Source organism: Ensifer sp. YR511, from assembly GCF_900103045.1.
Classification (GTDB): domain Bacteria; phylum Pseudomonadota; class Alphaproteobacteria; order Rhizobiales; family Rhizobiaceae; genus Ensifer; species Ensifer adhaerens.
Genome location: NZ_FNGR01000010.1, coordinates 189,366 through 211,858, shown reverse-complemented (window position 1 = coordinate 211,858; position 22,493 = coordinate 189,366). Strand labels below are relative to the sequence as shown.

The following is a 22,493-nucleotide window of genomic DNA, read 5'->3' as shown; positions in this document are numbered from 1 at the left end:
TTCGCATCGAAGGGCACGCGAGACCCGGTACGTCTTCAGCGTGCCGGATGCGGCCCGATAGGTGCAACCCGGTCAGACCTGGACGAAGTGATCGTCTGCGACCTGCTGAAAGCGCCGCGTTTCCGGAACGTAGTTGGGCGCGCGCAAGGGGCTCTTCAGCTCGTCGCTCGCGACATTGCGGCGCGCATGGCGACGGGTCGGATCGGCGATTGGGACGGCGGCCATCAGCTTCTTCGTATAGGGATGCTGCGGATTCTCGAAAACCTGCGCACGCGAGCCGATTTCGACGATCTCGCCGAGATGCATCACGGCGACCCGGTGGCTGACGCGCTCGACGACGGCCATGTCGTGCGAGATGAAAAGATAGGCAAGGCCGAGGCTCGCCTGCAGGTCGAGCAAGAGGTTGATGACCTGTGCCTTGATTGAGACGTCGAGTGCCGAGACAGACTCGTCGGCGACGATCAGCTTCGGGTCAAGCGCCAAGGCGCGTGCGATGCAGACGCGCTGGCGCTGGCCGCCGGAGAACTCGTGCGGGTAGCGGGCGGCCATGTCGGCCTGCAGGCCGACGCGTTCGAGCAGGTCGGCGACCTTCTCACGCGCCTGCCGTGCCGTGCCGAGCTTGTGTTCGAGATAGGGTTCGGCGATCGCAGCGCCCACCGTCATGCGCGGATTGAGGCTCGCGAAAGGATCCTGAAAGATCATCTGCATGGTGCGGCGCATTTCGCGCAGCTGCCTGCGATCCATTTTGAGGACGTTCTGGCCGTCGAGCGTCACGGAGCCGCTTTCCGGCTCGATCAGCCGCATGATGGCCCGGCCGGTCGTCGACTTGCCGCAGCCGGATTCGCCGACGAGCGACAGCGTCTCGCCCGGCTGCAGACTGAAGGAGACGTTCTCGATGGCGTGGACGCGGCCTTTGAGCTTGCCGAGCAAGCCGGCGTGGATGTCGAAGCGCTTGACGAGGTTCTTGACCTCGAGGATCGGCTTGCGGCCGGCCTGGACCGTATCGGTGGCTTCCGCCGTCGCCGAAGGCAGCCCGGTCGCGGCGTCGATGACGGGAAAACGCATCGGCTGGCTTTCGCCCTTCATCGAGCCGAGCATCGGCACGGCCGAGAGCAGTGCGCGGGTATAGGGGTGTTTCGCCCGAAGGAAGATGTCCTCGGTGTTGCCGGTCTCGACCGCGTCACCGCGGAACATCACCACCGTGCGGTCAGCGATTTCGGCGACCACGCCCATGTCGTGGGTAATGAAGAGCACCGAGGTGCCTTCCTCCTCCTGCAACACCTTGATCAGGTCGAGGATCTGGCCCTGGATGGTGACGTCGAGCGCCGTCGTCGGCTCGTCGGCGATCAGGAGCTTCGGCCGGCTCGCGAGCGCCATGGCGATCATCACGCGCTGGCGCATGCCGCCGGAGAAGCGGTGCGGGTATTCGTCGAAGCGCGAGGCGGCGGAGGGAATGCGGACCTTTTCGAGCAATCGGATGGTTTCCGCCCGGGCGTCGGCCTTCGACATTGGCCTGTGGCAGAGAAGGGCCTCGGAGATCTGGTCACCGATGGTGAACAGCGGATTGAGGCTGGTCATCGGCTCCTGGAAGATCATCGCGACATCGTTGCCGCGCACGCGGCGCATCTCAGATTCCGGCAAGTCGAGGATGTTGCGCCCGCCCATCATCACCCGCCCTTCGACGCGGCTCGTCTCCTTCTGCAGGAGCCGCATGATCGAGAGCGAAGTGACGCTCTTGCCCGAGCCGGATTCGCCGACGATCGCCACGGTTTCGCCGGGCGCGACGGTAAACGATATGTCCCGGACGACAGGCTTCCAGGCGCCGTCGACCAGGAAAGAGGTCGTCAGGTTCTCGACGGAGAGAACGGGCGCCGTCGAACGGTCCGGCTGGGCTTTGGTCTCGGTCATCTCGTTTCCTCCGTCAGATGCTGCGCGTATCTTAGTTGGTCGTCGGGTCAGTCGGGCCAGCGCAGCAGGCCGGCGAAGCGGCGTGCGTTGCGTTCGGCGAGCGACGTGGCGATGATCTCGTTCGAGGCTCTCGCCTTGTCGAGCTCCTCGGCGAGGCGGCTGGCGACGATCTTCTCCTGGCCCGGATGCAGGTTACAGGGGTCGAGGTAGAAGTAATTGTGCTCGGCCTCGTGGTCTCGCACGATGATCGGCGGCGCGCCGCGGGCCAGCGCATCGGCGAGATCCCAGGCGGTGATATGGGCTTCCTGCGGGTCGATGTTGACGCGCAGCCGGTCGAGCGGGTTGTTGGTCGGGTCGGCCTCGATCACCGGCTTGATGCCGGGACGGCCGTCGAGCGTCTCGCGCCAGAGGTTCAGGTAACCGGTTTCGCGCTCGCGGATGCCGGCATGGTCGCGGGTTTCCCAGGCTTGAAGTGCCGCCATCACGCCGAGCATGCTTTCCTTGCCCACCTTCATGCCGCGGCCGATGCCGAGGTTCTGCAGGAAGGTGTTGCGCACCATTTCCTTTTTGCCGGCGACGATGCCGGAGGTCGGGCCGCCCAGGAACTTGTGGCCGGAATAGAGCACGATGTCGGCGCCCTCATCGAGGAAGATGCGCAGGTCGTATTCGGAAGCGGCGTCGACGATGACCGGCACACCCTTCGAATGGCAGACCTCGGCAAATTCCCTGAGGCCGACGAGACCGTATTGCACCACGTGATGCGAGACGACGTAGACGGCGCAAGCGGTGCGCTCGTTGATCGCGCCTTCGATATGGTAGCGATAGGCCGACGTCGCCTGGCCGACGATCACCGGCTTGGCGCCGGCAAGCCGGATCGCCTGGTCGACGGGCGCGCCGTAGCTGACCACATGGCCCATCTGCAGAATGACTTCATTCTTGAGGCCGGTCGTATCCGGCAGGCGCTCGATGGCGGCAAGGTCGCTTCCGGTCATGGTGCCGGCAATGGCGAGGCTGATGCCGGCGGAGCAGGACGCCGTGATGAAGCCGGCCTCGGCACCCGTCAGCCGAGCAATCACCGGGCTCACCTTGCGCTGCAGGTCGTTGATCTCGACGAACTGCGGCAGTATGCCTGTCATGGCCGCGATCGCTTCCGGGACCACGATCGATGCGCCGAGGCTGGTCATCGTGCCGGAGACGTTGATAACGGGACGAAGTCCGAGAGCTTCGCGAATGTCACGGTCAGGCATAGTGGTCTCCATATGATTTTCTGGCGGTCGAAGCGGGTAGACTATTCCGTCTTCGCGGAATATCTACCATAGTAATGAAGTATGAGTGAGGCTTTGCGCTATCTGACGCGGCCGCCATCGGCGGCGCGGCGGCAGCGGAAGCCGAGATTTTACCGGCAGCACGCCCTTCGAGCGGTGCAGGAGTGAAGCAGTGGACAAGACGATGACCGGCGTCGAGCCGACCGACGATATGGAAACGACCGGCAAGCCGCGCCGCTCGCGCGTGAGCGGCATGGATCGCGCCTTGCAGGTGCTCGATTTCCTTTATGAGACGGGTTCCCCGAGCGGCGTCTACGCGATTGCCAAGGCTGTCGGCGCGCCGCTGTCGACCGCTTATGTCATCGTCGACGACATGGTCGAAAAGAACCTGCTCAGCCGCGATGCTGACGGGCTCGTCTGGCTCGGCGACCGGCTCTATCACTATGGCCTTGCCTATGCCCGCTCGCTCGATTTCCTCGGCGTCGCCACCCGCGAGATGCACGACCTCGGCCGTGAAGTTGCCGAGACGATCCAGCTTTGCGGCCGCGACGGCGACTACATGCAGGTGCTCGCCATGGCCGATGGTCCCGGCCATTTCCAGGTGACCTCGCGCGTCGGTACCCGCGTGCCGCTCAACTGGACGGCGTCGGGCCGTCTGCTGGTGGGGCATCTGCCCGCCGACGAACGGCTGGAGCTGTTCCGCCGCTGTGCACGAACCTCGCCGACCGGCCGCGCCGATATCGATCCGGCCGCGCTCTCCGCCCAGGCCGAAAGCGCGCTTTCCGCAAGGCTGTCGATCCAGGCGGGCGAATCCGACTATGCCGTCGCCTGCGTCGCAGCCCCGATCCTCGACGATAAGGGCAATTGCGCCGCCACGATCTCCATCGTTCTGCCCGAGCAGAAAATCCTCGACGATCGGGCGTTCTACGCCGATCACGTCAGGGTTTCCGCCGAGCGGATCGAGAAAATGATGGGCTGGCGCAGCCACTGATCCGACCTCCCGTCGTCACTCGTGCAGAGCGACGATCGCCTCGATCTCGACGGTGATGTTGCCGGGCAACGACCCGAAACCCACCGCCGAGCGCGCATGGCTGCCGGCCGCTCCAAAAACGTCCATCATAAGGTCCGAGCAGCCGTTGATGACGCGCGGATGTTCGGCAAAATCCGGAACGGCATTGACCATGCCCAGGATCTTGACGATGCGCTTGACCTTTCCGAGGTCTCCGAGCGCATCATGCATGACCGCAAGCAGGTTGATGCCGGTTAACCGTGCGTGGTCATAGGCGCTGTCGATGTCGACATCGCCGCCGACCTTGCCGGCGTAGAGATGACCGTCGGGCTCGCGTGGGCCCTGGCCGGAGAGATACAGGATGTTGCCTTCGCGCACATGCGTCACGAAATTGGCGATCGGCGGTGGCGCCGGCGGCAGGTTGATGCCGAGGGCCTGAAGGCGTTCGTAAGGTGAGACATCGACGGGGCTGTCGTTTTTCGGGTCCATACTGTTCACGCGTTGTCCTGTCATTTCTGTATTCTGTCGCCCTGGCTTAGCGGTAGCTGAAGCCGTGGCTGTGGTCCGGGCACTCGATATGCTGCGGCTGGTAACGATTGGCGGCAACCACGTGGGTGCCCATGACCGCGTAGCGCGGCTCGAAGAGGCGGTTGAGGTGCGCTTCGGCGCCGAGTGAATCGAAGACCCGAAGCTCGCTATCGACGAGGTCGAAGAGGGTGAATTCGGCGCGGGCGCCGACGGTAAGCAGATTGTCCATCGGCAGGCGGATGACCGAGGCGGGCGCTTGAGTCACGGCCTCGACCACCTTTTCGAAAGGCATGCCGACGCTCAAGAGCTTCGACATGGTGGTGCCCAGGTCCCAGACGGACTGGTTCATGCTGCGCAGGTGCACGTCGGTGGAGATCGAGAAGGGGAGCAGACCGCGGGCGATCGCCACTTCCGCCACGCGGAAGGAGAACGAGGCGCCGCCGTGGCCGATGTCGAGGCGGATGCCTTCGCCGGCGCAGCGTTCGGCAAGCTCAAACAGGTCCTCGTCCTCGATGATGCTGGAACCGGCCTTGCCGTTGAAGCAATGGGTGACGATGTCGCCGGGCCCGAGGATTTCCAGAACCTCGTCATAGAGCGCCGGCGGCTCGCCGACATGCACCATGACAGGGATCTTCAGGATTTTGGCGATCTTCTTGCCGAGCTTCACCGGCGTCACGCCCCAGGAACCGGTGATGACGTGGCTGGCGCGCACCTTCAGGCCGACGATGTGCTCGCGGTTTTCCTGGTAGCAGGCGATGATACGGTCGATGTCGATCGAGCGGATGTCGGAGAGTTCGCTGACGCGGTTGCAGGCGACAAGCCCGATCGAGCCGAGATTGAGGAACGCCTTGATGCGCTCGCGCGACGGCTCGATGATGTATTCGCGAAAGCCGTGGAAATTGGCTTCACCGGCCGAACCCGCGTCGACGATCGTGGTGACGCCGCGCTCCATGCCGCAAAGCTGCGGGCGCACAGAAATGTCGGTGCCGCCGTGCCAGACGTGGGCGTGCAGGTCGATCCAGCCGGGCGAGATCCAGGCGCCCTTGCCCTCTATGCGACGCACGTCGCCTGATGCCTCCAGGTTCGGGCCGAGGGCTGCGATGCGGCCTTCGCCGTCGACGAGGATGTCGGTGGTTTCAGCCGGCGCGGCCATGCCGAAGGCGACGGGCTTCACCTGCCGGATCAGCACCGGACCGGCGTTCGATGTTGCGGTCGTCATGACTTACAGGTCCTTTCTGAGGCGGGGATCGAGCATATCGCGCAGGCCGTCACCGACCATCTGCAGCGACAAGACCGAAAGCACGATGGCGATGCCGGGGAAGAGCGTTACCCAGTCGGCCTGGCCGATATATTGACGCCCCGAGGCGATCATCGTGCCCCAGGTCGGGATTTCCGGGCTGACGCCGACGCCGAGGAAGGAAAGCCCGGCTTCGGCAAGCATCGCATGGGCGAAGAGGAAGGTGCCCTGCACGAGGACGGGCGAAAGCAGATTGCGCAGCACGTGACGCGTCATGATGTGTGGCGTCGAGATCCCGAGCGCGCGGGCCGCCTCGACATAAGGAAGCTCGCGGATGACCAGTGTCGAGGCGCGCACCACGCGGGCGAGCCGCGGCGCATAGACGATGCTGAGCGCGATGATGACGGTCGTCAGCGAGGGGCCCAAGGCCGCGACCAGCGCGATCGCAAGCAGGATGTCCGGGAAGGCCATCATCGCGTCGATGACGCGGGCGATCGGCGTGTCGAGCTTCGGAAAGAAGCCGGCGAGCAGACCGAGCACGACGCCGATCACGGTTGCAAGCGTGACGACCGCCGCACCGACAAGCAGCGACAATCGGCCGGCATAGATGGTGCGGGAGAAGACATCGCGGCCGAACTCGTCGGTGCCGAAGAACCATTGCAGGCTCGGCGGCTGCAGCCGGTTGACGATCGACAGCTTGCCGGGCGCATAGGGTGCGATCAGCGGCGCGAAGACGGCAAGCAGCACGAAGACGGTGAGCACGATCAGGCCGAAGGCAACGGTTTTGCGCTTCAACAGCCGGCGGACGAACTTGCGGCCTTCGCTCTCGGTGGGGGCAGATACGGTGATAGACATCAGTAGCGCACCCTTGGATCAACGAGGAGATAGAGCATGTCGATCACGAAATTGATCAGCACGTAGAGCGCGGCAATGACGAGCAGCGCGCCCTGGATGACGGGATAGTCGCGGCGAAGCACGGCGGAGACGACGAGATTGCCGACGCCGGGCAGGCCAAAGACGGTTTCCGTGACAACCGCACCCGAGATCAGCACGGCGGCGGTGAGGCCAATGATCGTCAGGATCGGGATCAGCGCGTTTTTCAGTGCGTGCTTCATCACCACCTTGCGTTCGCCGAGGCCTTTGGCGCGGGCGGTGCGGATGAAATCGTCGCCGAGCACGTCGAGCATCGATGCACGGGTAAAGCGCAGGATCAGCGCCGAGGAGACGACGCCGAGCGCGATCGCCGGCAAGGTCAGGTGATACATGCGCTCGGTGAAGGAGGATCCGGGGCCGCCATAGCCGGAGACCGGGAACCAGCCGAAACGCACGGCAAAGACCTGGATCAGGATCAGGCCAAGCCAGAAACTCGGTATGCTGGCGGCGAGCATGGCAAGCGTTGTTGCCGCCTGGTCGACGAAGGAGCCGCGCCTGTAGGCGGCATAGATGCCGATCGGCAGCGCGATGGCGCAGGCGATGACGATTGAGAACAGGGTCAGGAAGAAGGTCGGCTCGGCACGCTCCGCCAGTGCTGACGTGACCGGCTGGTTGAGGAAGATCGACTGGCCGAGATCGCCCTGCAGCAGTTGTCCGATATAGTAAACATATTGCAGGCCGAGCGACTGGTCGAGGCCAAGCCGGCTGCGCAGCGCCGTAATGTCTTCCTGGGTTGCTTCCGGACCGAGCATGACGGCGGCGGGATCGCCGGGCGTCACGCGGACGATGACGAAGACGATCGTGACGACAATCGCCATGACGACGATCATGCCCATCAGCCGTTGGAAGATGTAGCGTAACATGGTGGCCTCGAACCTTTCCTGTGCGCTCCGCCGCAAGGGTGGAGTGACGCGCCCCTTCGAGCGGGCGCCAGGCGCATGGCCCGGCTGCCCGCCGAAGTCCCTTGGGAGGGGGAGCTTACTTCTTGATCGAAGCGTTCCAGAAGTACGGCCACGGGGCCGGCGAGACGCCGTCGAGCGACTTCGACTTCGCCGAAAGCGCGTTGAAGTCGCCGATCTTGATGAATGGCACTTCCTCGAAGATCACCTTCTGCACGTCTGCCCACAGCGCCACGCGCTTGGCCGAGTCGGATTCGGCGTTGAAGGCATCGACCGCCTTGGCGCGCGCCGGCGTATCCCAGTTGCCGGGCGCCTTGGTCGACATCATGCCGATGAGGGCCGGTTCCGGCAGGAAGGGGCTGTGGGTGATGTAGATGTCCCAGAGCGTCGGGTCGGCACGGCGCTGGGTCAGCGTCGCCCAGTCGACCACCTGCAGATCGACGGTAAAGCCGGCGAGCTTCAGATACTCGGCCGCGACCTGCGCCATCTTGTAATGGAACTCATACTGGCGGCTCGTCAGGATGCGCAGCGGCTCACCCTTGTAGCCGGCGGCCTTCAGGAGTTCGCCAGCCTTTTCCGCATCGGCGATGTTGTAGGCGCCTTCGGTGCCGGCATCGGTCCGCCAGGTAAACTGCGACGGGTAGAGAGCGGCGTCGAGCGCATAGAAGTCTGTGGTGCCGAAGGCTGCCGCCATCATGTCTTCCATGCTGAGCGAAGCGCGGATCGCCTTGCGCAGGTCGAGGTTCTTGGTCATGCCGTTGCCGGAGTTCAAGACGAAGACAGGCCAGCCGAAGGGCTGCAGCATGACGGGTTCGGAAGCGCTCGAACCCTTGACGCGTTCGAAGGATTCGACCGGCAGAGAATCGACATAGTCATACTGGCCGGAAACGGCCGCTTCGACGCGGGTGTTCGGGTCCGGAACCGGCACGAAGCGGATTTCGTCGGCATATTGGTGGCGGGCGCCGCCATAGCCGTTGGCTTCGCCTTCCGGCGACTTGTAGGCATCGTACCGGGTGAGCTGGATGTACTGGTCCGCCTTGCGTTCCTTCAGCTGGTAGGGGCCGGTGCCGACGAAATCAGTCATCGGCTCGGCCTGCTTTTCGGAAGGAAGCACGATCGCCGCGGAGTTGTTGAAGGCGAGCAGCGAAACGAGCGGCGCGTAAGGGGTGGTGAGCGAGATCTTCACCGTCAGCGGGTCGATCGCTTCGATGCCGGAAATCGTCGTTGCCGTCTGCTTGCCGCGCGAGGCGACCTTGGTCCAGCGCTCGAGCGAGGCGACGACGTCCTTCGAGTCGAGATCGGTGCCGTCGTGGAACTTGACGCCCGAGCGCAGCTTGATCGTGTAGGTCTTGCCGTCGGCGCTGATCTCCGGAAGTGCTGCCGCCAGAAGCGGGGTCGGCTTCCAGTCCTTGTCGAAGGTGTAGAGCGTCTCGAAGATGTGTTGCGAGACTATGCCGACGAGGTCGGCCGTCGATGCCATCGGGTCGAGGGTCGGCGGCTCACCGACCGTCGCGACGTTGATCACGCCGCCCTTTTCCTGCGCAAAGGCGAGAGTTGCCGATGCCACCAATGCGGTTCCAATAAGCAATGCGAGTTTAGTCGATTTCATATTTGCTCCTCCTCATATTCCATAGTTATGCTATGTCGTTCTTTATTTTGGAATATAAAAAGGCACGAAGCCGGAAATGTCAACCGGCTGTCGTCGTCTTGTCACAACCGCCGGCAGCGGCGGGCCGGAACCCTTGTCCTGGAGGGTGCATAAGTGGGCGGGAGCTATCGCGAAGGCGCGGGATTTGTTAGCCCGGAGTCCGGATTGAAAAGGGAGAAGAGAATGAAGGTCATCGGCCTGATCGGCGGCATGAGCTGGGAGAGCTCGGCGGAGTATTACCGCATCATCAACGAGACGGTTCGCGCGCGCCTCGGCGGCGTGCACTCGGCGAAATCGCTGATGTGGTCGATGGACTTCGGCGAGATCGAACGCCTGCAGCATCACGGCGACTGGCCGGCCCTGACGGGAGAGATGATCGCCGCAGCGCGACGTCTCGAGGCAGGCGGCGCCGATTTCCTGATGATCTGCACCAACACCATGCACAAGATGGCGGCGGACGTTTCGGCAGCCGTCTCCATTCCGCTGCTGCATATCGCCGACCCGACGGCGGAGAAGATCAAGGCGGCGGGCCTTCGCAAAGTCGGCCTGCTCGGAACGGCCTTCACCATGGAACAGGACTTCTACAAAGGTCGCTTGGCGGAAAAATTCGGTCTCGATGTGCTGGTGCCGGAGGTGGAAGACCGGGCGAAGGTGCACGAGATCATCTACCGCGAACTCGTTGCCGGTATCGTCAAAGACAGCTCGCGCGACGCCTATCGCGCCATCATCGCGCGGCTTGTCGATGCGGGCGCGGAAGCGATCATCATGGGCTGCACCGAGATCATGCTTTTGATTTCACAGGCTGATAGCCCGGTCCCGGTGTTCGATACGACCGAGATCCACGCGCTTGCTGCGGTCGACCTCGCGCTCGGGGACGCCTGACCACGGCCGACTGGCCGTCGGCCGTGGTTGCAAGGGCTAGTGCAAGGTGAATTCCCGGGGTTCGCCCGGAAACAGGCTGAGAAGTGCTATGCCCTGCTGCAAAAGCAGTTCGGCGGCTGGCAAGTCGCCGACCACCAGGTCGTCCGCACAGCCGATGATGATGTTGGCGAGGCTGATCGAGTTCTCGGCGAACCGGTCGTCGCCGATCTCGTAGGCCTTCTCGGCCGTTGCCTCGAGCGCTTCCGCTACCAGCGCCATCATGTTCGAGCGTTCATCCAGCGTCATGGCATCCAGTGTCTTGGCGTCGGGAGTTTTGGCAGTTGTCTGCATGATTACCTTCCCTATTGTTCAAGCCGAAATGGCCGCGCCGGCCGAAGCCGGGGGAAAAGTCTACGACTGGGGTGAGTCCAGGAGGGGAGCCGGCGTCGAACGCGGCTTCTCCAATAAGATCGTGCGTTGCGGCGCGATATGCAAGGAATGGCTACTATGCGGCCAGCGCATGGGTCCGCGGAGGGCGGCCGCCGGGGTAGCACGTCAAGGGAGCCCGTTGACCGCCGGATGCGTTAGGCCGTGATATGGGGTGGCCTTGCCGGCCATGCCAGGCTTTCGTCGATCGCCAGGCGATCGGCGGCGCATTCCTGGGCAAGAAAGTCGATGAAGGTGCGAACGGAGGGCAGTAGCCCGCGCCGCGAAGGAAAGACGGCGTGCACGACGCCGGACGCCGGGCGCCATTGCGGCAGCACGGGCACCAGCGTGCCGGCTGCCAGGTCCTTCCAGATCATCATCGTCGGCAGTTGCACGATGCCGGCGCCGTCGAGCGCCGCTTCGCGTAGCGCCGCCATATCGTCGGTCAGGAAACGTGGCTCGTGGCGGATGACGGCCCGTTCTCCATCGGCGCTTTCCAGCCGCCATTCATAGGTGTGCGTGGCCGAAGTCCAGGCAAGACTCGGCAATCCCGTCAGTTGCGCGGGCTCAGCGATCGGCGCCTTCAGAAATCCGGGCCTGGCGACGAGATATTGCGAACTGTCGTCGAGCTTGCGCATCACCAGCTCGCTTTTTTCGAGCGGCGGGAACCGGACACGGATCGAAACGTCGAAACCTTCGGCGATCACATCCACGCGCCGGTTGGTGCTTTCCAGCTGCAGGCCGATCCGCGGATGGGCGGTCATGAACCGGGCAAAGAGCCGGCCGAACTGGAACGAGATCAATGCGGTCGGGCAGCTCACCCGGATGATGCCCTGCGGCTCTCCCTGATGCTGCGCGATGAAGGCATCGGCCGCTTCCGCCTCGATTAACACCGCGACGCAGCGCTGGTAATATTCGCGGCCGACATCGGTAACGAAGAACCGGCGCGGCGAACGCTGGATCAGCCGAACCCCGATCCGGTCTTCCAGCATCGCAATGCGCCGGCTCAGCCGGGATTTCTGCGTACCGGTTGCCCGTGCCGCAGCCGCAAAGCCGCCATGATCCACGACTTGGACAAAATAATAGAGGTCGTTCAGGTCCTGCATCGTTCTATTCATAGGACGCTGCGTCGAAATTCACAATCTTTTGGCGGCAACGGTCCTGCAGTAGCTTACGTTCAATCACAGCAGATCGGCAACGAAGGCCGCTGGCGGTGATGAAAACAAAACGAAGGAAAGGACTTCCGATGACCAAGCCCTACGTACGCCTCAACAAGGATGATGTTGCCGTCCTGCTCGTCGACCATCAGACCGGCCTGTTGTCGCTGGTGCGCGACTTCGACCCGGACAAGTTCAAGAACAATGTCCTGGCGCTCGGTGATCTCGCCAAGTACTTCAAGCTGCCGACGGTTCTCACAACCAGCTTCGAGGATGGCCCGAACGGCCCGCTGGTTCCGGAGCTGAAGGAACAGTTTCCCGATGCGCCCTTCATTCCCCGTCCGGGCCAGATCAACGCCTGGGACAATGAGGACTTCGTCAAGGCGGTGAAGGCCACCGGCAAGAAGCAGCTGCTGATCGCCGGCGTCGTGACCGAGGTCTGCGTGGCGTTTCCGGCGCTTTCGGCGATCGAGGAAGGCTTCGAGGTCTTCGTGGTGACGGATGCTTCCGGCACCTTCAACGAGGTGACCCGCGATTCCGCCTGGTCGCGCATGACCGCCGCCGGCGTTCAGCTGATGACCTGGTTCGGCGTTGCCTGTGAGCTGCATCGCGACTGGCGCAACGACATCGAGGGTCTCGGCACGCTATTTTCGAACCACATCCCGGACTACCGCAACCTCATCACCAGCTACAACACCATGGCGGCGCGCAAGTAAGACACGCCAGACGATGAACGACGAAAGCCCCGGCCTGGGATGGCCGGGGCTTTTCGTGTTGTCTGTTGCCGTGGCCTTTATGCGCGGCTGGCGGCCTGCTGGGCGTCGTCTTGCACGTCCAGACGGGCCGCGGGCTTGAGCCGGCCGGTCAAGAGCAGGCTGACGGCGAGGAAGGGCACGAGCACGCCAAGACCGAAGCGCATGTCGCTGTATTCGGCGATCAGGCCGATCAGCGGCGGCCCGAGCAGGAAGCCGAGCAGCGCGATGAAGGACAGAATGGCGACACTCGCGGCCGCCGGCCGGTCCTTCTGGTCGGCAGCGGCGGTGACGGCGAAGGGAAAGCCGACGGATACGCCGAAGCCCATGGCAGAAAAGCCGAGAAGCGCTGCCCAGGCGGCGGGGCTTACCACCACGAGAATGAGCCCGCTAATGCTGGCGATACCGCAGGCACGTGCCACCGCAACCGGGCCGTAGCTCGCCTTCAGCCGGTCGCCGGCAAAGCGCCCGGCAGCCACCATGAAGGCGAAGATCGAGTAGCCGAAACCGGCGCTGGCGCTGGAAAGCCCGAAGATGTCGCGCAGGAAGACCGCCGACCAGTCGGCGACGGCGCCTTCGGTCATGGTGATGCCAAAGACGAAGAAGCAGACGCCAAGCAATGCCCAGCCCGGCAGCTTGCGTCTGGAGGGCGCCGCTTCGGCAGCCGCGGCCTCGCCGGTCTTCAGGAGCGGCAGCTTCCGGGCGAAGTAGACGCTGATCGGCAACATGCCTGCCGCCGTCAGCGGCACCGCCCATTCCGGTGCCACGTGCAGCGCCGCGAAGCCGACGCCAACCAGGCTGCCAGTCATGATGCCGAGGCTCCAGAAGCCGTGGCAGGTGCTCATGATCAGCTGCCCGGAGTGCTTCTCGATCGCGTCGGCCTCGACATTGAGGCCGAGTTCGAGCGTCGTCAACGCTGCGCCGACGATGGCGAGCGCCACGAAGAGCACCTCGATGTTCGGGGCCCATGTCGGTAGCCAGACGAGCGCCAGAAAGACGACGAAGCCGTAGAGGATGGTCGCACGGCCGCCGATCCAGGCGACAAAACGGCCGGCAAACGGCAGGGTCAGCAGAATGCCGACGGGCATGCCGAGCAGCGCGATCGCCAGTTCCGCCGGGCCGAGGCCGAGCCTTTGCTGCACGTCGGGAATACGCGGCAGCCAGGCGCCGAAGGCGATCGGTTGCAGGAAGAAGATCAGCATGATGAGCCGTTGGTTGGTCATGCGCATTGTTCCCCGGATAGCGTGTCGCGCGATGCACCCTCGGCAGCGGGCGGGAGCCGTTGAGCCGATGCGGTATGTGAAGGAATTCTGATATTCTGAAAATTGTTTTCAGAGCTTGTCGCGCAGGGTGGGTCCCGTCAAGGCGAGAAGAGGCCGTCAAGTCGGAAAGCGCTGCCTTTCCGAGCGAATGGCTGTTGGTGTTGCGAATGTGTCGCCACCAATCCTGACATTGGTCTGGTTCCGGTGAAAAAAATGTACACGCCGGAAGCGGCGGGCTCCGACCCGCCGTGCCGTTGCGCGTGCTTTTGTCCTATCGCAGCAATTTCAGCGATCCCGTCAGCGATCTGACCCACTTCACGTCGCCGGCAAGACCGATGCCGTCGATCGTCTCCTGCGCGAGATCCCGTTCCGGAAATTGCGTCTCGTAGTCGGCATAGCTGTGCAGCGAACGCGCGAAGGCTGGAAACGGCACGACGACACGATCGTCTTCTTTCGGCAGTGCCTTCAGGAGCAGTGCACGGATCGTCGCGCCATCGGCCTGGAGGATCGGCACGGGCCGGTTGGAGCTGATGTCGATGGTGTTCTGCCTGCTGTCCGTCAGCCGCTGGTTACCGAGACCGGGCATCGCCGAGCCGATGCCGATGCAGATCGCGGCGATCGTGTTGGCGAGATGACCGGGTGTCAGTTCGGGATTGACGATGATGGCGAGGCGGGTGTCCTGAAGCACGTGGTCTGTTTCCTCTCTGTTTCTCAAAGGCTGGGTCGGCCGGGAGAATAGACCGTGTGGCGAGGCAGTATCTTTCTGATGTTGCGAGAAATTGCCAAGATGGGGTAGATTCATCCCGATAGAGCAGAAAATGAGATAGAAGATGCCCGCCACCCTGACACCCGCCGATGTAAAGATCCTGACCGCGCTGCAAAGTGACGGGCGCCTGAGCAACCAGGCGCTTTCGGAGGAGGTTGGCATGTCGACCTCGCCCTGCTGGCGGCGGGTACGGCAACTGGAGGACGACGGTGTCATCCAGGGCTACATGGCGGTACTCAATCGCCGGGAAATCGGCCTTGGGGTGCTCGCCTTCATCCGGGTAAAGATCGACAGCCATACGGAGGCGGAGGCGGACGCCTTCGCCGAGGAGGTGATGAAACTCGACAGCGTCGTTGCCTGCTACAGCATTGCCGGCGATGCGGATTTTCTCCTCCAGGTCGTCTCTGCCGATCTCGATTCCTATTCGGATTTTGCCATGAAGGTCGTGCGGCGCCTGCCGTGCATCAAGGAGATGCAGACGACCTTCGTGCTGAAGGAGATCAAGGCCTATGGCGGGCTGCCCCTGCGCGCCTCGGCCGGCCAGCGCTGACCCAAACGACGGTCAGGAGGCGGAGGCCTCAGCGGGTCTTCCCGGACCACCTGGACAAGGAAATCGAGAACGGTGCGCACGCGTAGCGGCACGTTTCTGCGCGAGGGATAGACGACGCTGATCGGCAGGCGCGCCGGCGGGAATGCCGGCATCACGTTGACCAAGCGGCCAGCCTCGATGTCCGGGCAGGCCAGGATATGGGAGAGGATCGCAAGGCCGTTGCCGGCGAGCACCGCGCGATGCACGGCCACGGCACTGTTGGCGACGAGCCGGGGCGCGATGCGCACGAAAACGTCGCCGGACCCGTCGGAAAACGTCCACTGGCGGCCGTCGCCGGCGCGGCTGTAGCAGATGCATTCATGCTTCCCGACGTCGTCGGGAATCTTTGGCGCGGGGCGCCGGTTCAGATAGTCGGGTGCCGCCACCAGAAACGCGGTCGTCCAGCCGATCCGCCGGCAGATCAGGCCGGCCTCCGACACCGGACCCAAGCGAACCTCCAGATCGATGCCCTCTCCAATCAGTTCCGATGGTTCCTCGCGAAACAACATCTCTACGGAAAGCCCCGGATGACGGGCGAGCAGGGCGGCCAGGCGATCGCTCAGATAGAGGCCGAGCGGCGCGGGCACGGTGAGCCGCACGCGGCCCGCCACGAGGCCGGCCTCGCCGCAGGAAGCCTCGTTCAGAGCATCGACCGCCTCGACAACTTTGAGCGCCATCGGGATCATGTGTTCCCCCTCGGCGGTCAGCGCCAGCGCATTCGTCGTCCGGTGCAGAAGACGCATGCTCAGGTGCTCCTCGAGTGCCGAGACCTGGCGTGATACCGCCGGCTGGGTCAGGCCGAGATCGTTGGCAGCCGCGGAAAACGAGCCGGTCTCCGCCACCCGCAGGAAGGCTCTGAGCGCAGAAACGATGTCCATCCGGCTTCCCCCAAACGTTTCGACATAAGCCTTATGCGCCGAGTTTACCCCCGGCGCGCTTTACTGTCCATCGATTAAGGATATCTTGTATCCATAAGGATAACAGATGTCCTTAATTAGGAGCAAAGCCATGACCCAGCGCCTCAACTACGCCCAGCAGTCACCCGAGTTCTTCAAGAAAATCTCCGACTTCAGCCACAGCCTGAAGGACAGCGTCATCGAGCAGACAATCCGCGATCTCGTCAATCTGCGGGCTTCGCAGATCAACGGCTGCGCGTTCTGCGTCGACATGCATGTGAAGGAGGCGAAGATCCACGGCGAGAGCGAATTGCGCCTCTACCACGTGGCAATCTGGCGGGAATCGAACCTGTTTGCGCCGCGCGAACGCGCAGCACTTGCCTGGACCGAGGTGCTGACGAAATTGCCCGAGGGCGGCGTTCCGGACGAGCTCTATGAGCGCGTGCGCGGCCAGCTTTCGGAAAAGGAGATCTCCGATCTGACCTTCTCCATCATGGCCATCAACGCCTGGAACCGCGTCAGCGTCGCGTTCAAGTCCGTGCCCGGCTCGGCCGACAAGCTCTATGGGCTCGACAAGGCCGGGCTCAACTGAGCCCGCAGCAACCGTCATGCACGGCGGCGCGATGGGCGCCGCCGATGGAGGATCCCATGAAAATCGTCATCATCGGCGGCACCGGCCTCATCGGTTCGAAGACGGTCGAACGCCTGCGCAAGCGCGGACACGAGGTGATTGCCGCCTCCCCGAACACCGGCGTCAATACGATCACGGAAGAGGGGCTCACCGAAGCGCTCAGCGGCTGCGAGGTCGTCGTCGACCTCGCCAACTCCCCCTCGTTCGAGGACAGGGCGGTGCTCGAATTCTTCGAGACGTCGGGCCGCAATCTGCTTGCCGCCGAAAAGGCTGCCGGCGTCAAACACCATATCGCGCTTTCCGTGGTCGGAACCGAGCGGCTGCAGGAAAGCGGCTACTTCCGCGGCAAGCTTGCGCAGGAAAAGCTGATCGAGGCCGGTGGCATCCCCTACACGATCGTGCACTCGACCCAGTTCATGGAGTTCCTGAGCGGGATCGCGTAATCGGGAACCGTCGGCGACCTCGTGCGTCTGTCGCCGGCCTATGTGCAGCCGATCGCGTCAGACGATGTTGCCGATGCCATGACCGACGTGGCGCTCGCCGATCCCGTCAACGGCACGATCGAGATTGCGGGTCCGGAGCGCTCGCGCCTCAGCGATCTCGTCGCCCGCTATCTCAGGGCGATGGGCGACAATCGCAAGGTCGAGCCGGACCGGGAGGCGCGCTATTTCGGCGCTCTGCTCGAGGACGGCTCGCTTGTTTCCGACAACAATCCCCGCCTCGGCCGCATCACCTTCGAAGAGTGGTTCGCAACGGCACCCCGCAAGTAACCGAACCGGAGGCGCGCGCGTCGCGCATCTCCCTCATCTGAAAGGATTTTCGACATGATCAAGTCTCTCCTCACCACCCTCGCCGTTACCGCAACCCTGTTCGGGACCGCCGTCGCCGGTGACGCTGCCAAGGTGACGCTCGTCTATGAGCATGAATTGCCGAACGTTCCGGGCAAGAGCATTAAGGGCGTTCTGGTGGAATATGGGCCTGGCGGCTCGTCCGATGCGCACACCCATGCGAGCACGGCCTTCATCTATGCGACGGTGCTCGAAGGCTCGATCCTCAGCCAGGTCAATGATGGTCCAGTCAAGGAATACAAGGCCGGCGAGAGCTTCTCCGAGATGCCGGGCGACCGTCACGGCGTCAGCGCCAACGGCAGCAAGACCGCGCCCGCCAAGCTGCTGGCGGTCTTCGTCGTCGACACCGCCGAAAAGGAACTGACCTTTCCGATGACGAAGTGACGCCATGCCAAGGGCCGACTGCCGATCGCGCAGCCGGCCCTTCTTTCGGCCCAACCGTTGGGGCCGGCCAAGTTTGCCGAGCATCTGCCGGCGCAGGCCTATCTCTACGCTTCGCCTGCTGAAACCGCGGCCGGCGCCGCTCATCCGGCGCGTTCTAGCACCCAGGCAAAGCTTCGCTTCGAGAGATCGGCGGGAATTTCCTTCGAGAGGATTTCCATCAGGTCGGACAGGCGCACGCTTCGCAGCTTGTCGCGCCAGGCTTCGTCCGCCTCCCACATGATGCGCGCCACCGCACAGGGGGTCTCGTCGCAGTAACCAGGCGCCCGACAGGGATTGTTGGCCCGGATATTGGTACAGACGAAGGTGCGCGACCGGCCTTCGACCGCCTCGACGATATCGAGGAAAGTCAGTTCCGCCGGCGCTTTCGCCAGCCGGTAGCCTCCCGAAGGACCGAGGGTCGTGTGGACGAGGCCCGCCTGTGACAGGCTCTGCAGCGCCTTCGACAGATACTCCTTCGGAAGTCCGTGGAATTCGGCCAGCGCCTTGGTCGATAGGTAGCGGCCCTCGGGCAGGCCGGCGAGAATGGCGCAACAGTGCAACGCCCATTCGACTTGGCTCTTAAGGATCATACGCTCTAACGATCTTTTTTTCGTCCGGCAGATGCCGCCCGCATCTATTAAGGACAAAAAATATCCCTATTTTTTCCCTGTGTAAACAGCGCCGTCATGTGCAACAGGAGGGATCATGGTCGTTGTCGTCGGTTTTCTGCTTGTTCTCAGCATCCTGCTGCCGCTTGCCTTCATCTGGCGACTGTGGCGGCTGAATGAACCGACGCGGCTTGGCTGGCTGCTGGCGCTTGCAGAGACCGTCGTGCTGCTCACCCTGATCGGACTTCTCAACCGCTGGGACATCGCCGGCTTCTGGACCCGGGCGGCGCTGGCCGCGCTCGCGGTCGCGGCGTCTTTGGTTTCGTTGCCCCGACATTGGCGCCGGCCCTGGCTGTCGCTGGATCGCGGAGCATTGGCGCGCAGCCTGGTGCCGACCGTAGCCTCTCTTTTCGTCTTCGGTGCAGCACTCGCCTATGTCGCCTGGGGCATCGGCTCGCAGCACGGTCCGCGCGGGCTATCGTTTCCGCTGGCCGGTGGTCGCTTCGTCGTCGCTCAGGGCGGCGGCATCGGCGTGCTCAATCATCACAGCGATCACCCGGTGCAACGGCATGCCCTCGACATCACGGCGATCGGCGACGCCGGCTTCCGGGCGTTCGGCCTGCTACCTAGGGATCCCGCTGACTATGCCATCTTCGGCAAGACCGTCGTCAGCCCGTGCGAGGGAGAGATCGTCGCGGCAGTGGATGGGCTGCCCGACCTGCCCCCGCCCGAGGCGGATCGGGGCAACCCGGCTGGAAACCACGTGATCGTTGCCTGCGACGGCATGCGGGTGGAACTGGCGCATCTGCGCAAGGGGAGCGTGACCGCCTTGATCGGGGCGCGGGTTCTCGCCGGCGATCCGATCGGCGCTGTCGGCAACTCTGGCAACAGCACGGAGCCGCATCTGCACATTCATGCCGTCGATGCCGGATCCGGAAAGGCTGTTCAACTGTCCTTCGACGGGCGTGTTCCTTCCCGCAACGCGCAATTCGCCAGGTGAGAACCGATGCGTGGTTGAGCGGGCGGTGCTTTACACGTTCGATCTGAACGGCCAAAGATAGGCCGCTCACGGGAGGAGCTCGTTCATGGACATCAGCACCATGGCTGCCTTTGCGGCCGTCACCTTCATCGCGGTGGTCACGCCCGGCCCGGACGTGATCCTGGCGATGGCCAATGGCTCTCGTTTCGGCATGAAAAAGGCGGTTGCCGGGATGATCGGCGTGCTCCTTTCCGACTTCTTCCTGATCGCCGCCGTGGCAGCCGGCCTCGGCGCCATCCTTGCCGCGTCGGAGTTCTGGTTCTCGGTCGTCAAATATGCGGGTGCCGGCTATCTCGCCTGGCTCGGCTACAAGATGCTTCGGCCCGGTAGAGCCGAGAAAGCGGAAACGCAAGGCGCCGAAAACGGCGATCTCGTTCGCACGGAATCCGCGCTTGCGATCTGCCGCCACAGCATGATCGTGGCCATCACCAACCCCTAGGCCTACCTGTTCTTCTCCGCACTGCTGCCGCAGTTCATCAACCCGGCCGCGCCGCAACTGCCGCAGTTCCTGGCGCTTACCGCCGTGTTCACCGTCGTCGAGTTTGCCGTCATGTTCGGTTACGCTCTTGTCGGCTTCAAGACGACGCAGTTTGCCGCCTCGTCGATGCGGCGCTGGATGGAACGAGGCTGCGGCGGCGCCTTGCTTGTCTCGGCTGCCTCGCTCGCGCTGGTAAAGCGCGTCAACGGATAGGCGGCGGGTCGCGATAGCGGGGTGCCCGGCCGATCGTTCGTTTTCGGGATGCGGAAGGTTCAGGAGCCGGTGGGCCGCCGTGTCGCAGCACTGCTTCTGGCAGGGCTTAATGATAGAAGCGTCGCCGCCGTTTCGGCGGGTGCGATCGAGCCCGCTGCAAACTGCGGCACGCCCGACGGATCTTCCGACCAAACGCTGTTTCTGCCGGCGGCCTTCGCGGCATAAAGCGCGGCGTCGGCGGCGGAAATGATCGCGTGCACATCCTTTTGCCGGTCGGCAAAGGCAATGCCGATGCTGACCGTTGCCGACAGCACGCCCTTGGTCGTGCTCAGCCGGCGCGCTTCGAGCGCGGTGCGAATGCTGTCGGCAATGGCGATCGCGTCGGCGCGATCCGCCTGCGGGAGGCAGGCGGCGAATTCTTCCCCGCCCATGCGCGCGATCAGGGCGTCACGCGGCACGGCCTTCGAGAGGATCCCGGCAAATTCCACGAGCACCTGGTCGCCCACCGCATGGCCGTAGCGATCGTTGATCACCTTGAAGTGGTCTATGTCGAGATAGAGCAGTGCTCCCTTGGCCGGTTGCGTGGCGAGATGGGTCTCCAGCTGCGCAAGGAACGAACGGCGGTTCGGCACACCCGTCAGCGCGTCGGTCTCCGAGGCGAGCTTGTAGCGTTGCTGGGTTCGCTCCTTGACCATGGCGAAGAAGGCGAAGCCACCGGCGAGGCTGTGAAAAAACAGCTCGAAGGTCAGCAACTGGTACCAGAGCGGCTGCGAAGTTCCCGCGGCCGTGTTGCCGGCGAGCGGCCAGATCAGGATCAGCGGGATGCGGGCGAGATAGAGCAGGCCATGGGTGGCGAACACGAAGGCGACGATGTAGGAGCTCGGGAGCTTGCGGAAATTCTCCGAGCGGAAGATCTCGTGCGCGATCAGCGCCGAATAGGCGAAGATCAGGATCGAGTAGAGCACGATCCGGCTTGTGACGCTCTCGCGAACATAGTCTGAAGAATAGGTGACGACGATCCACAGGAGCGGCCCGACGAGCGCGGAGGCGATCTTGAGCGGCTGATTGTCAAAGGCGCGCAAGCCCAGCCAGATCATCGCGAGCCCCAGCACCGCGAGCGCGTTGCCGAGCGAGATGGTGATGAAGTTGTAGCCGTCGCCGCGCAGCGTCAACAGGACGAAGCCGACTGCGCCGATGGCGAAGGCCAAGGACCACAGAAGCAGTTCGAGGCTTTTGCGCTCCTGCCGCCAGGCAAAACCGAAGAAAGCGGCGAAGATCACCAGCGTTACGAACGAACTGAGCATGATCGTCGGGGTATGCAGGATGTCCACCATCGTCTCCTGATGTTCGCGCGAAACCATGCCCGACAAGCGTAAAGCTTTCGCAAATGACGGCATTTGGTGGCGTGCGCGGCTCCGGGCAATCTGTGCCAAAACGGCGGTCGCGTACGCAGGAAACGGGTTGAATTCGGCGGCGTCCTGCACGATTTTTGAGGGAGGCGTACAAGTGGAGGCGAGGCCGATGGGTCAGGCGATGCATCGTTATTTCATCTTTGAGACCGCGGCCGGTTTCTGCGGCATCGCCTGGAACGATGTCGGCATCACGCGCTTTCAACTGCCGACCGGCACGCTAGAGGCGACCGAGCGGCTGTTGCTGCGGCGGCTGCCTTCCAGCGAGGCGTCGGAGCCGACGCCGGTAATCCGGGCGGCGGTGGAAGCCGTGCGGCACTACTTCGAGGGCAGGGAGGTCGATTTCTCCGGCTTCGCGGTGGATCTGCAAGGCCAGGATGAATTTTTCCTGCGCATCTATGCGGCCGCGCGGGCGCTGCGCTGGGGCCAGACCACGACCTATGGCGCGCTTGCCAAGGAACTGGGCGTCGGGCCGGAAGCAGCACGCGATGTTGGCCAGGCCATGGCGAAGAACCCGGTATCGCTGATCATCCCCTGCCACCGGGTGCTGGCCGCCGGCGGCAAGATCGGCGGGTTTTCAGCGCCGGGCGGTTCGACCACCAAGACGCGCATGCTCGAACTGGAAGGCGTCCATTTGGAGGAGCAACAGGCCAAGCCCGCACAGCAGTCTTTCGGCTTCTGAGGTGAGGCTGCTCCAGCGCGTGGCGC

The 22,493-nt window shown here is 63.6% G+C and carries 22 protein-coding genes and 2 pseudogenes; 10 read left to right on the top strand and 14 right to left on the bottom strand.

Translation table 11 applies throughout. The features are described from left to right. Positions 1 to 72: 72 nt before the first annotated feature. Complete coding sequence (locus BLU15_RS19060; protein WP_060517716.1) at positions 73 to 1,908, bottom strand: ABC transporter ATP-binding protein; 1,836 nt, start codon at positions 1,906 to 1,908, stop codon at positions 73 to 75. A gap of 47 nt (positions 1,909 to 1,955) precedes the next feature. Next, positions 1,956 to 3,155, bottom strand: a complete 1,200-nt coding sequence (locus BLU15_RS19055; protein ID WP_034787581.1) for an aminotransferase class V-fold PLP-dependent enzyme — start codon at positions 3,153 to 3,155, stop codon at positions 1,956 to 1,958. 202 nt (positions 3,156 to 3,357) lie between these two features. On the opposite strand from BLU15_RS19055, the gene BLU15_RS19050 reads away from it, so the two are divergent. Then, a complete protein-coding gene (locus BLU15_RS19050) occupies positions 3,358 to 4,164 on the top strand; it encodes an IclR family transcriptional regulator (RefSeq protein WP_034787939.1) in 807 nt (268 codons plus the stop codon). A 15-nt stretch (positions 4,165 to 4,179) separates the two neighbouring features. Here BLU15_RS19050 and BLU15_RS19045 read toward each other — a convergent pair whose 3' ends face one another. From BLU15_RS19045 to BLU15_RS19025, 5 genes are all read right to left on the bottom strand, one after another. Next, positions 4,180 to 4,695 carry a RidA family protein gene (locus tag BLU15_RS19045; RefSeq protein WP_371589961.1) on the bottom strand — a complete coding sequence of 172 codons (516 nt, stop codon included), beginning with the start codon at positions 4,693 to 4,695 and terminating at the stop codon, positions 4,180 to 4,182. Positions 4,696 to 4,717: 22 nt separating this feature from the next. Continuing rightward, on the bottom strand, positions 4,718 to 5,929 hold the full coding sequence (locus BLU15_RS19040) for an amidohydrolase/deacetylase family metallohydrolase (RefSeq protein WP_090297124.1): 1,212 nt from the start codon (positions 5,927 to 5,929) through the stop codon (positions 4,718 to 4,720). Positions 5,930 to 5,932: 3 nt separating this feature from the next. Beyond that, positions 5,933 to 6,802: an ABC transporter permease gene (locus BLU15_RS19035; RefSeq protein WP_034787571.1), complete on the bottom strand. Its 870-nt coding sequence runs from the start codon at positions 6,800 to 6,802 to the stop codon at positions 5,933 to 5,935. Further along, positions 6,802 to 7,743, bottom strand: a complete 942-nt coding sequence (locus BLU15_RS19030) for an ABC transporter permease (RefSeq protein WP_034787569.1) — start codon at positions 7,741 to 7,743, stop codon at positions 6,802 to 6,804. Before BLU15_RS19030 ends, BLU15_RS19035 begins: the two co-directional genes overlap by 1 nt. Before the next feature lie 115 nt (positions 7,744 to 7,858). Next, positions 7,859 to 9,388: an ABC transporter substrate-binding protein gene (locus BLU15_RS19025; protein ID WP_060585555.1), complete on the bottom strand. Its 1,530-nt coding sequence runs from the start codon at positions 9,386 to 9,388 to the stop codon at positions 7,859 to 7,861. A gap of 222 nt (positions 9,389 to 9,610) precedes the next feature. Here BLU15_RS19025 and BLU15_RS19020 point away from each other — a divergent pair, with 222 nt between their 5' ends. Next, entirely contained in the window at positions 9,611 to 10,309 is a 699-nt protein-coding gene (locus BLU15_RS19020) for an aspartate/glutamate racemase family protein (protein ID WP_060517713.1), read from the top strand. A gap of 36 nt (positions 10,310 to 10,345) precedes the next feature. On the opposite strand, the gene BLU15_RS19015 is transcribed toward BLU15_RS19020, so the two are convergent. Then, positions 10,346 to 10,639 carry a hypothetical protein gene (locus BLU15_RS19015; protein ID WP_034787562.1) on the bottom strand — a complete coding sequence of 98 codons (294 nt, stop codon included), beginning with the start codon at positions 10,637 to 10,639 and terminating at the stop codon, positions 10,346 to 10,348. 233 nt (positions 10,640 to 10,872) lie between these two features. Beyond that, entirely contained in the window at positions 10,873 to 11,820 is a 948-nt protein-coding gene (locus BLU15_RS19010; RefSeq protein WP_034787561.1) for a LysR substrate-binding domain-containing protein, read from the bottom strand. Between the two features lie 140 nt (positions 11,821 to 11,960). Between BLU15_RS19010 and ycaC the strand changes: the two genes are divergently transcribed. Beyond that, positions 11,961 to 12,587, top strand: coding sequence for an isochorismate family cysteine hydrolase YcaC (gene ycaC / locus BLU15_RS19005; RefSeq protein WP_034787558.1), 627 nt, complete (start codon positions 11,961 to 11,963; stop codon positions 12,585 to 12,587). Between the two features lie 77 nt (positions 12,588 to 12,664). On the opposite strand, the gene BLU15_RS19000 is transcribed toward ycaC, so the two are convergent. Then, positions 12,665 to 13,846: an MFS transporter gene (locus tag BLU15_RS19000; protein ID WP_060585557.1), complete on the bottom strand. Its 1,182-nt coding sequence runs from the start codon at positions 13,844 to 13,846 to the stop codon at positions 12,665 to 12,667. Positions 13,847 to 14,156: 310 nt separating this feature from the next. After that, entirely contained in the window at positions 14,157 to 14,573 is a 417-nt protein-coding gene (locus BLU15_RS18995; protein WP_060517708.1) for a DUF2000 domain-containing protein, read from the bottom strand. Positions 14,574 to 14,715: 142 nt separating this feature from the next. On the opposite strand from BLU15_RS18995, the gene BLU15_RS18990 reads away from it, so the two are divergent. Next, entirely contained in the window at positions 14,716 to 15,201 is a 486-nt protein-coding gene (locus tag BLU15_RS18990) for an Lrp/AsnC family transcriptional regulator (RefSeq protein ID WP_034787553.1), read from the top strand. On the opposite strand, the gene BLU15_RS18985 is transcribed toward BLU15_RS18990, so the two are convergent. Beyond that, positions 15,159 to 16,118 carry a LysR family transcriptional regulator gene (locus BLU15_RS18985; protein WP_090297121.1) on the bottom strand — a complete coding sequence of 320 codons (960 nt, stop codon included), beginning with the start codon at positions 16,116 to 16,118 and terminating at the stop codon, positions 15,159 to 15,161. The two genes, BLU15_RS18990 and BLU15_RS18985, sit on opposite strands and share 43 nt — an antisense overlap. Positions 16,119 to 16,248: 130 nt before the next feature. Between BLU15_RS18985 and BLU15_RS18980 the strand changes: the two genes are divergently transcribed. The 3 genes and pseudogenes from BLU15_RS18980 (at position 16,249) to BLU15_RS18970 (ending at position 17,999) form a co-directional block, all read left to right on the top strand. After that, positions 16,249 to 16,728, top strand: a complete 480-nt coding sequence (locus BLU15_RS18980) for a carboxymuconolactone decarboxylase family protein (protein ID WP_060585561.1) — start codon at positions 16,249 to 16,251, stop codon at positions 16,726 to 16,728. A gap of 56 nt (positions 16,729 to 16,784) precedes the next feature. Beyond that, positions 16,785 to 17,537, top strand: a pseudogene (locus BLU15_RS18975) (SDR family oxidoreductase). A 54-nt stretch (positions 17,538 to 17,591) separates the two neighbouring features. Next, positions 17,592 to 17,999: a cupin domain-containing protein gene (locus tag BLU15_RS18970; RefSeq protein ID WP_060517704.1), complete on the top strand. Its 408-nt coding sequence runs from the start codon at positions 17,592 to 17,594 to the stop codon at positions 17,997 to 17,999. A gap of 140 nt (positions 18,000 to 18,139) precedes the next feature. Here BLU15_RS18970 and BLU15_RS18965 read toward each other — a convergent pair whose 3' ends face one another. Further along, positions 18,140 to 18,628, bottom strand: coding sequence for an RrF2 family transcriptional regulator (locus BLU15_RS18965; protein ID WP_034787539.1), 489 nt, complete (start codon positions 18,626 to 18,628; stop codon positions 18,140 to 18,142). A gap of 115 nt (positions 18,629 to 18,743) precedes the next feature. Here BLU15_RS18965 and BLU15_RS18960 point away from each other — a divergent pair, with 115 nt between their 5' ends. Both BLU15_RS18960 and BLU15_RS18955 read left to right on the top strand, forming a co-directional pair. Next, complete coding sequence (locus tag BLU15_RS18960) at positions 18,744 to 19,646, top strand: M23 family metallopeptidase (RefSeq protein WP_060517702.1); 903 nt, start codon at positions 18,744 to 18,746, stop codon at positions 19,644 to 19,646. A gap of 85 nt (positions 19,647 to 19,731) precedes the next feature. Then, positions 19,732 to 20,376: pseudogene (locus tag BLU15_RS18955) on the top strand (LysE family translocator). 59 nt (positions 20,377 to 20,435) lie between these two features. Here BLU15_RS18955 and BLU15_RS18950 read toward each other — a convergent pair. Beyond that, complete coding sequence (locus BLU15_RS18950) at positions 20,436 to 21,707, bottom strand: GGDEF domain-containing protein (protein ID WP_162727288.1); 1,272 nt, start codon at positions 21,705 to 21,707, stop codon at positions 20,436 to 20,438. A 190-nt stretch (positions 21,708 to 21,897) separates the two neighbouring features. On the opposite strand from BLU15_RS18950, the gene BLU15_RS18945 reads away from it, so the two are divergent. Beyond that, positions 21,898 to 22,467, top strand: a complete 570-nt coding sequence (locus BLU15_RS18945) for a methylated-DNA--[protein]-cysteine S-methyltransferase (protein WP_060517696.1) — start codon at positions 21,898 to 21,900, stop codon at positions 22,465 to 22,467. Positions 22,468 to 22,493: the final 26 nt, after the last annotated feature.

Excerpts from the sequence above, each read along its gene's own strand:
- ycaC (WP_034787558.1), top strand. The coding sequence starts at position 11,961 with ATGACCAAGCCCTACGTACGCCTCAACAAGGATGATGTTGCCGTCCTG.
- BLU15_RS19055 (WP_034787581.1), bottom strand. The coding sequence starts at position 3,155 with ATGCCTGACCGTGACATTCGCGAAGCTCTCGGACTTCGTCCCGTTATC.
- BLU15_RS18985 (WP_090297121.1), bottom strand. The coding sequence starts at position 16,118 with ATGGACATCGTTTCTGCGCTCAGAGCCTTCCTGCGGGTGGCGGAGACC.
- BLU15_RS19045 (WP_371589961.1), bottom strand. The coding sequence starts at position 4,695 with ATGACAGGACAACGCGTGAACAGTATGGACCCGAAAAACGACAGCCCC.
- BLU15_RS19020 (WP_060517713.1), top strand. The coding sequence starts at position 9,611 with ATGAAGGTCATCGGCCTGATCGGCGGCATGAGCTGGGAGAGCTCGGCG.
- BLU15_RS18980 (WP_060585561.1), top strand. The coding sequence starts at position 16,249 with ATGACCCAGCGCCTCAACTACGCCCAGCAGTCACCCGAGTTCTTCAAG.
- BLU15_RS18970 (WP_060517704.1), top strand. The coding sequence starts at position 17,592 with ATGATCAAGTCTCTCCTCACCACCCTCGCCGTTACCGCAACCCTGTTC.
- BLU15_RS19025 (WP_060585555.1), bottom strand. The coding sequence starts at position 9,388 with ATGAAATCGACTAAACTCGCATTGCTTATTGGAACCGCATTGGTGGCA.
- BLU15_RS19060 (WP_060517716.1), bottom strand. The coding sequence starts at position 1,908 with ATGACCGAGACCAAAGCCCAGCCGGACCGTTCGACGGCGCCCGTTCTC.
- BLU15_RS19000 (WP_060585557.1), bottom strand. The coding sequence starts at position 13,846 with ATGACCAACCAACGGCTCATCATGCTGATCTTCTTCCTGCAACCGATC.
- BLU15_RS18990 (WP_034787553.1), top strand. The coding sequence starts at position 14,716 with ATGCCCGCCACCCTGACACCCGCCGATGTAAAGATCCTGACCGCGCTG.
- BLU15_RS19035 (WP_034787571.1), bottom strand. The coding sequence starts at position 6,802 with ATGTCTATCACCGTATCTGCCCCCACCGAGAGCGAAGGCCGCAAGTTC.
- BLU15_RS18960 (WP_060517702.1), top strand. The coding sequence starts at position 18,744 with ATGGTCGTTGTCGTCGGTTTTCTGCTTGTTCTCAGCATCCTGCTGCCG.
- BLU15_RS19050 (WP_034787939.1), top strand. The coding sequence starts at position 3,358 with ATGACCGGCGTCGAGCCGACCGACGATATGGAAACGACCGGCAAGCCG.
- BLU15_RS18945 (WP_060517696.1), top strand. The coding sequence starts at position 21,898 with ATGGGTCAGGCGATGCATCGTTATTTCATCTTTGAGACCGCGGCCGGT.
- BLU15_RS18965 (WP_034787539.1), bottom strand. The coding sequence starts at position 18,628 with ATGATCCTTAAGAGCCAAGTCGAATGGGCGTTGCACTGTTGCGCCATT.
- BLU15_RS19030 (WP_034787569.1), bottom strand. The coding sequence starts at position 7,743 with ATGTTACGCTACATCTTCCAACGGCTGATGGGCATGATCGTCGTCATG.
- BLU15_RS19010 (WP_034787561.1), bottom strand. The coding sequence starts at position 11,820 with ATGCAGGACCTGAACGACCTCTATTATTTTGTCCAAGTCGTGGATCAT.
- BLU15_RS19015 (WP_034787562.1), bottom strand. The coding sequence starts at position 10,639 with ATGCAGACAACTGCCAAAACTCCCGACGCCAAGACACTGGATGCCATG.
- BLU15_RS19040 (WP_090297124.1), bottom strand. The coding sequence starts at position 5,929 with ATGACGACCGCAACATCGAACGCCGGTCCGGTGCTGATCCGGCAGGTG.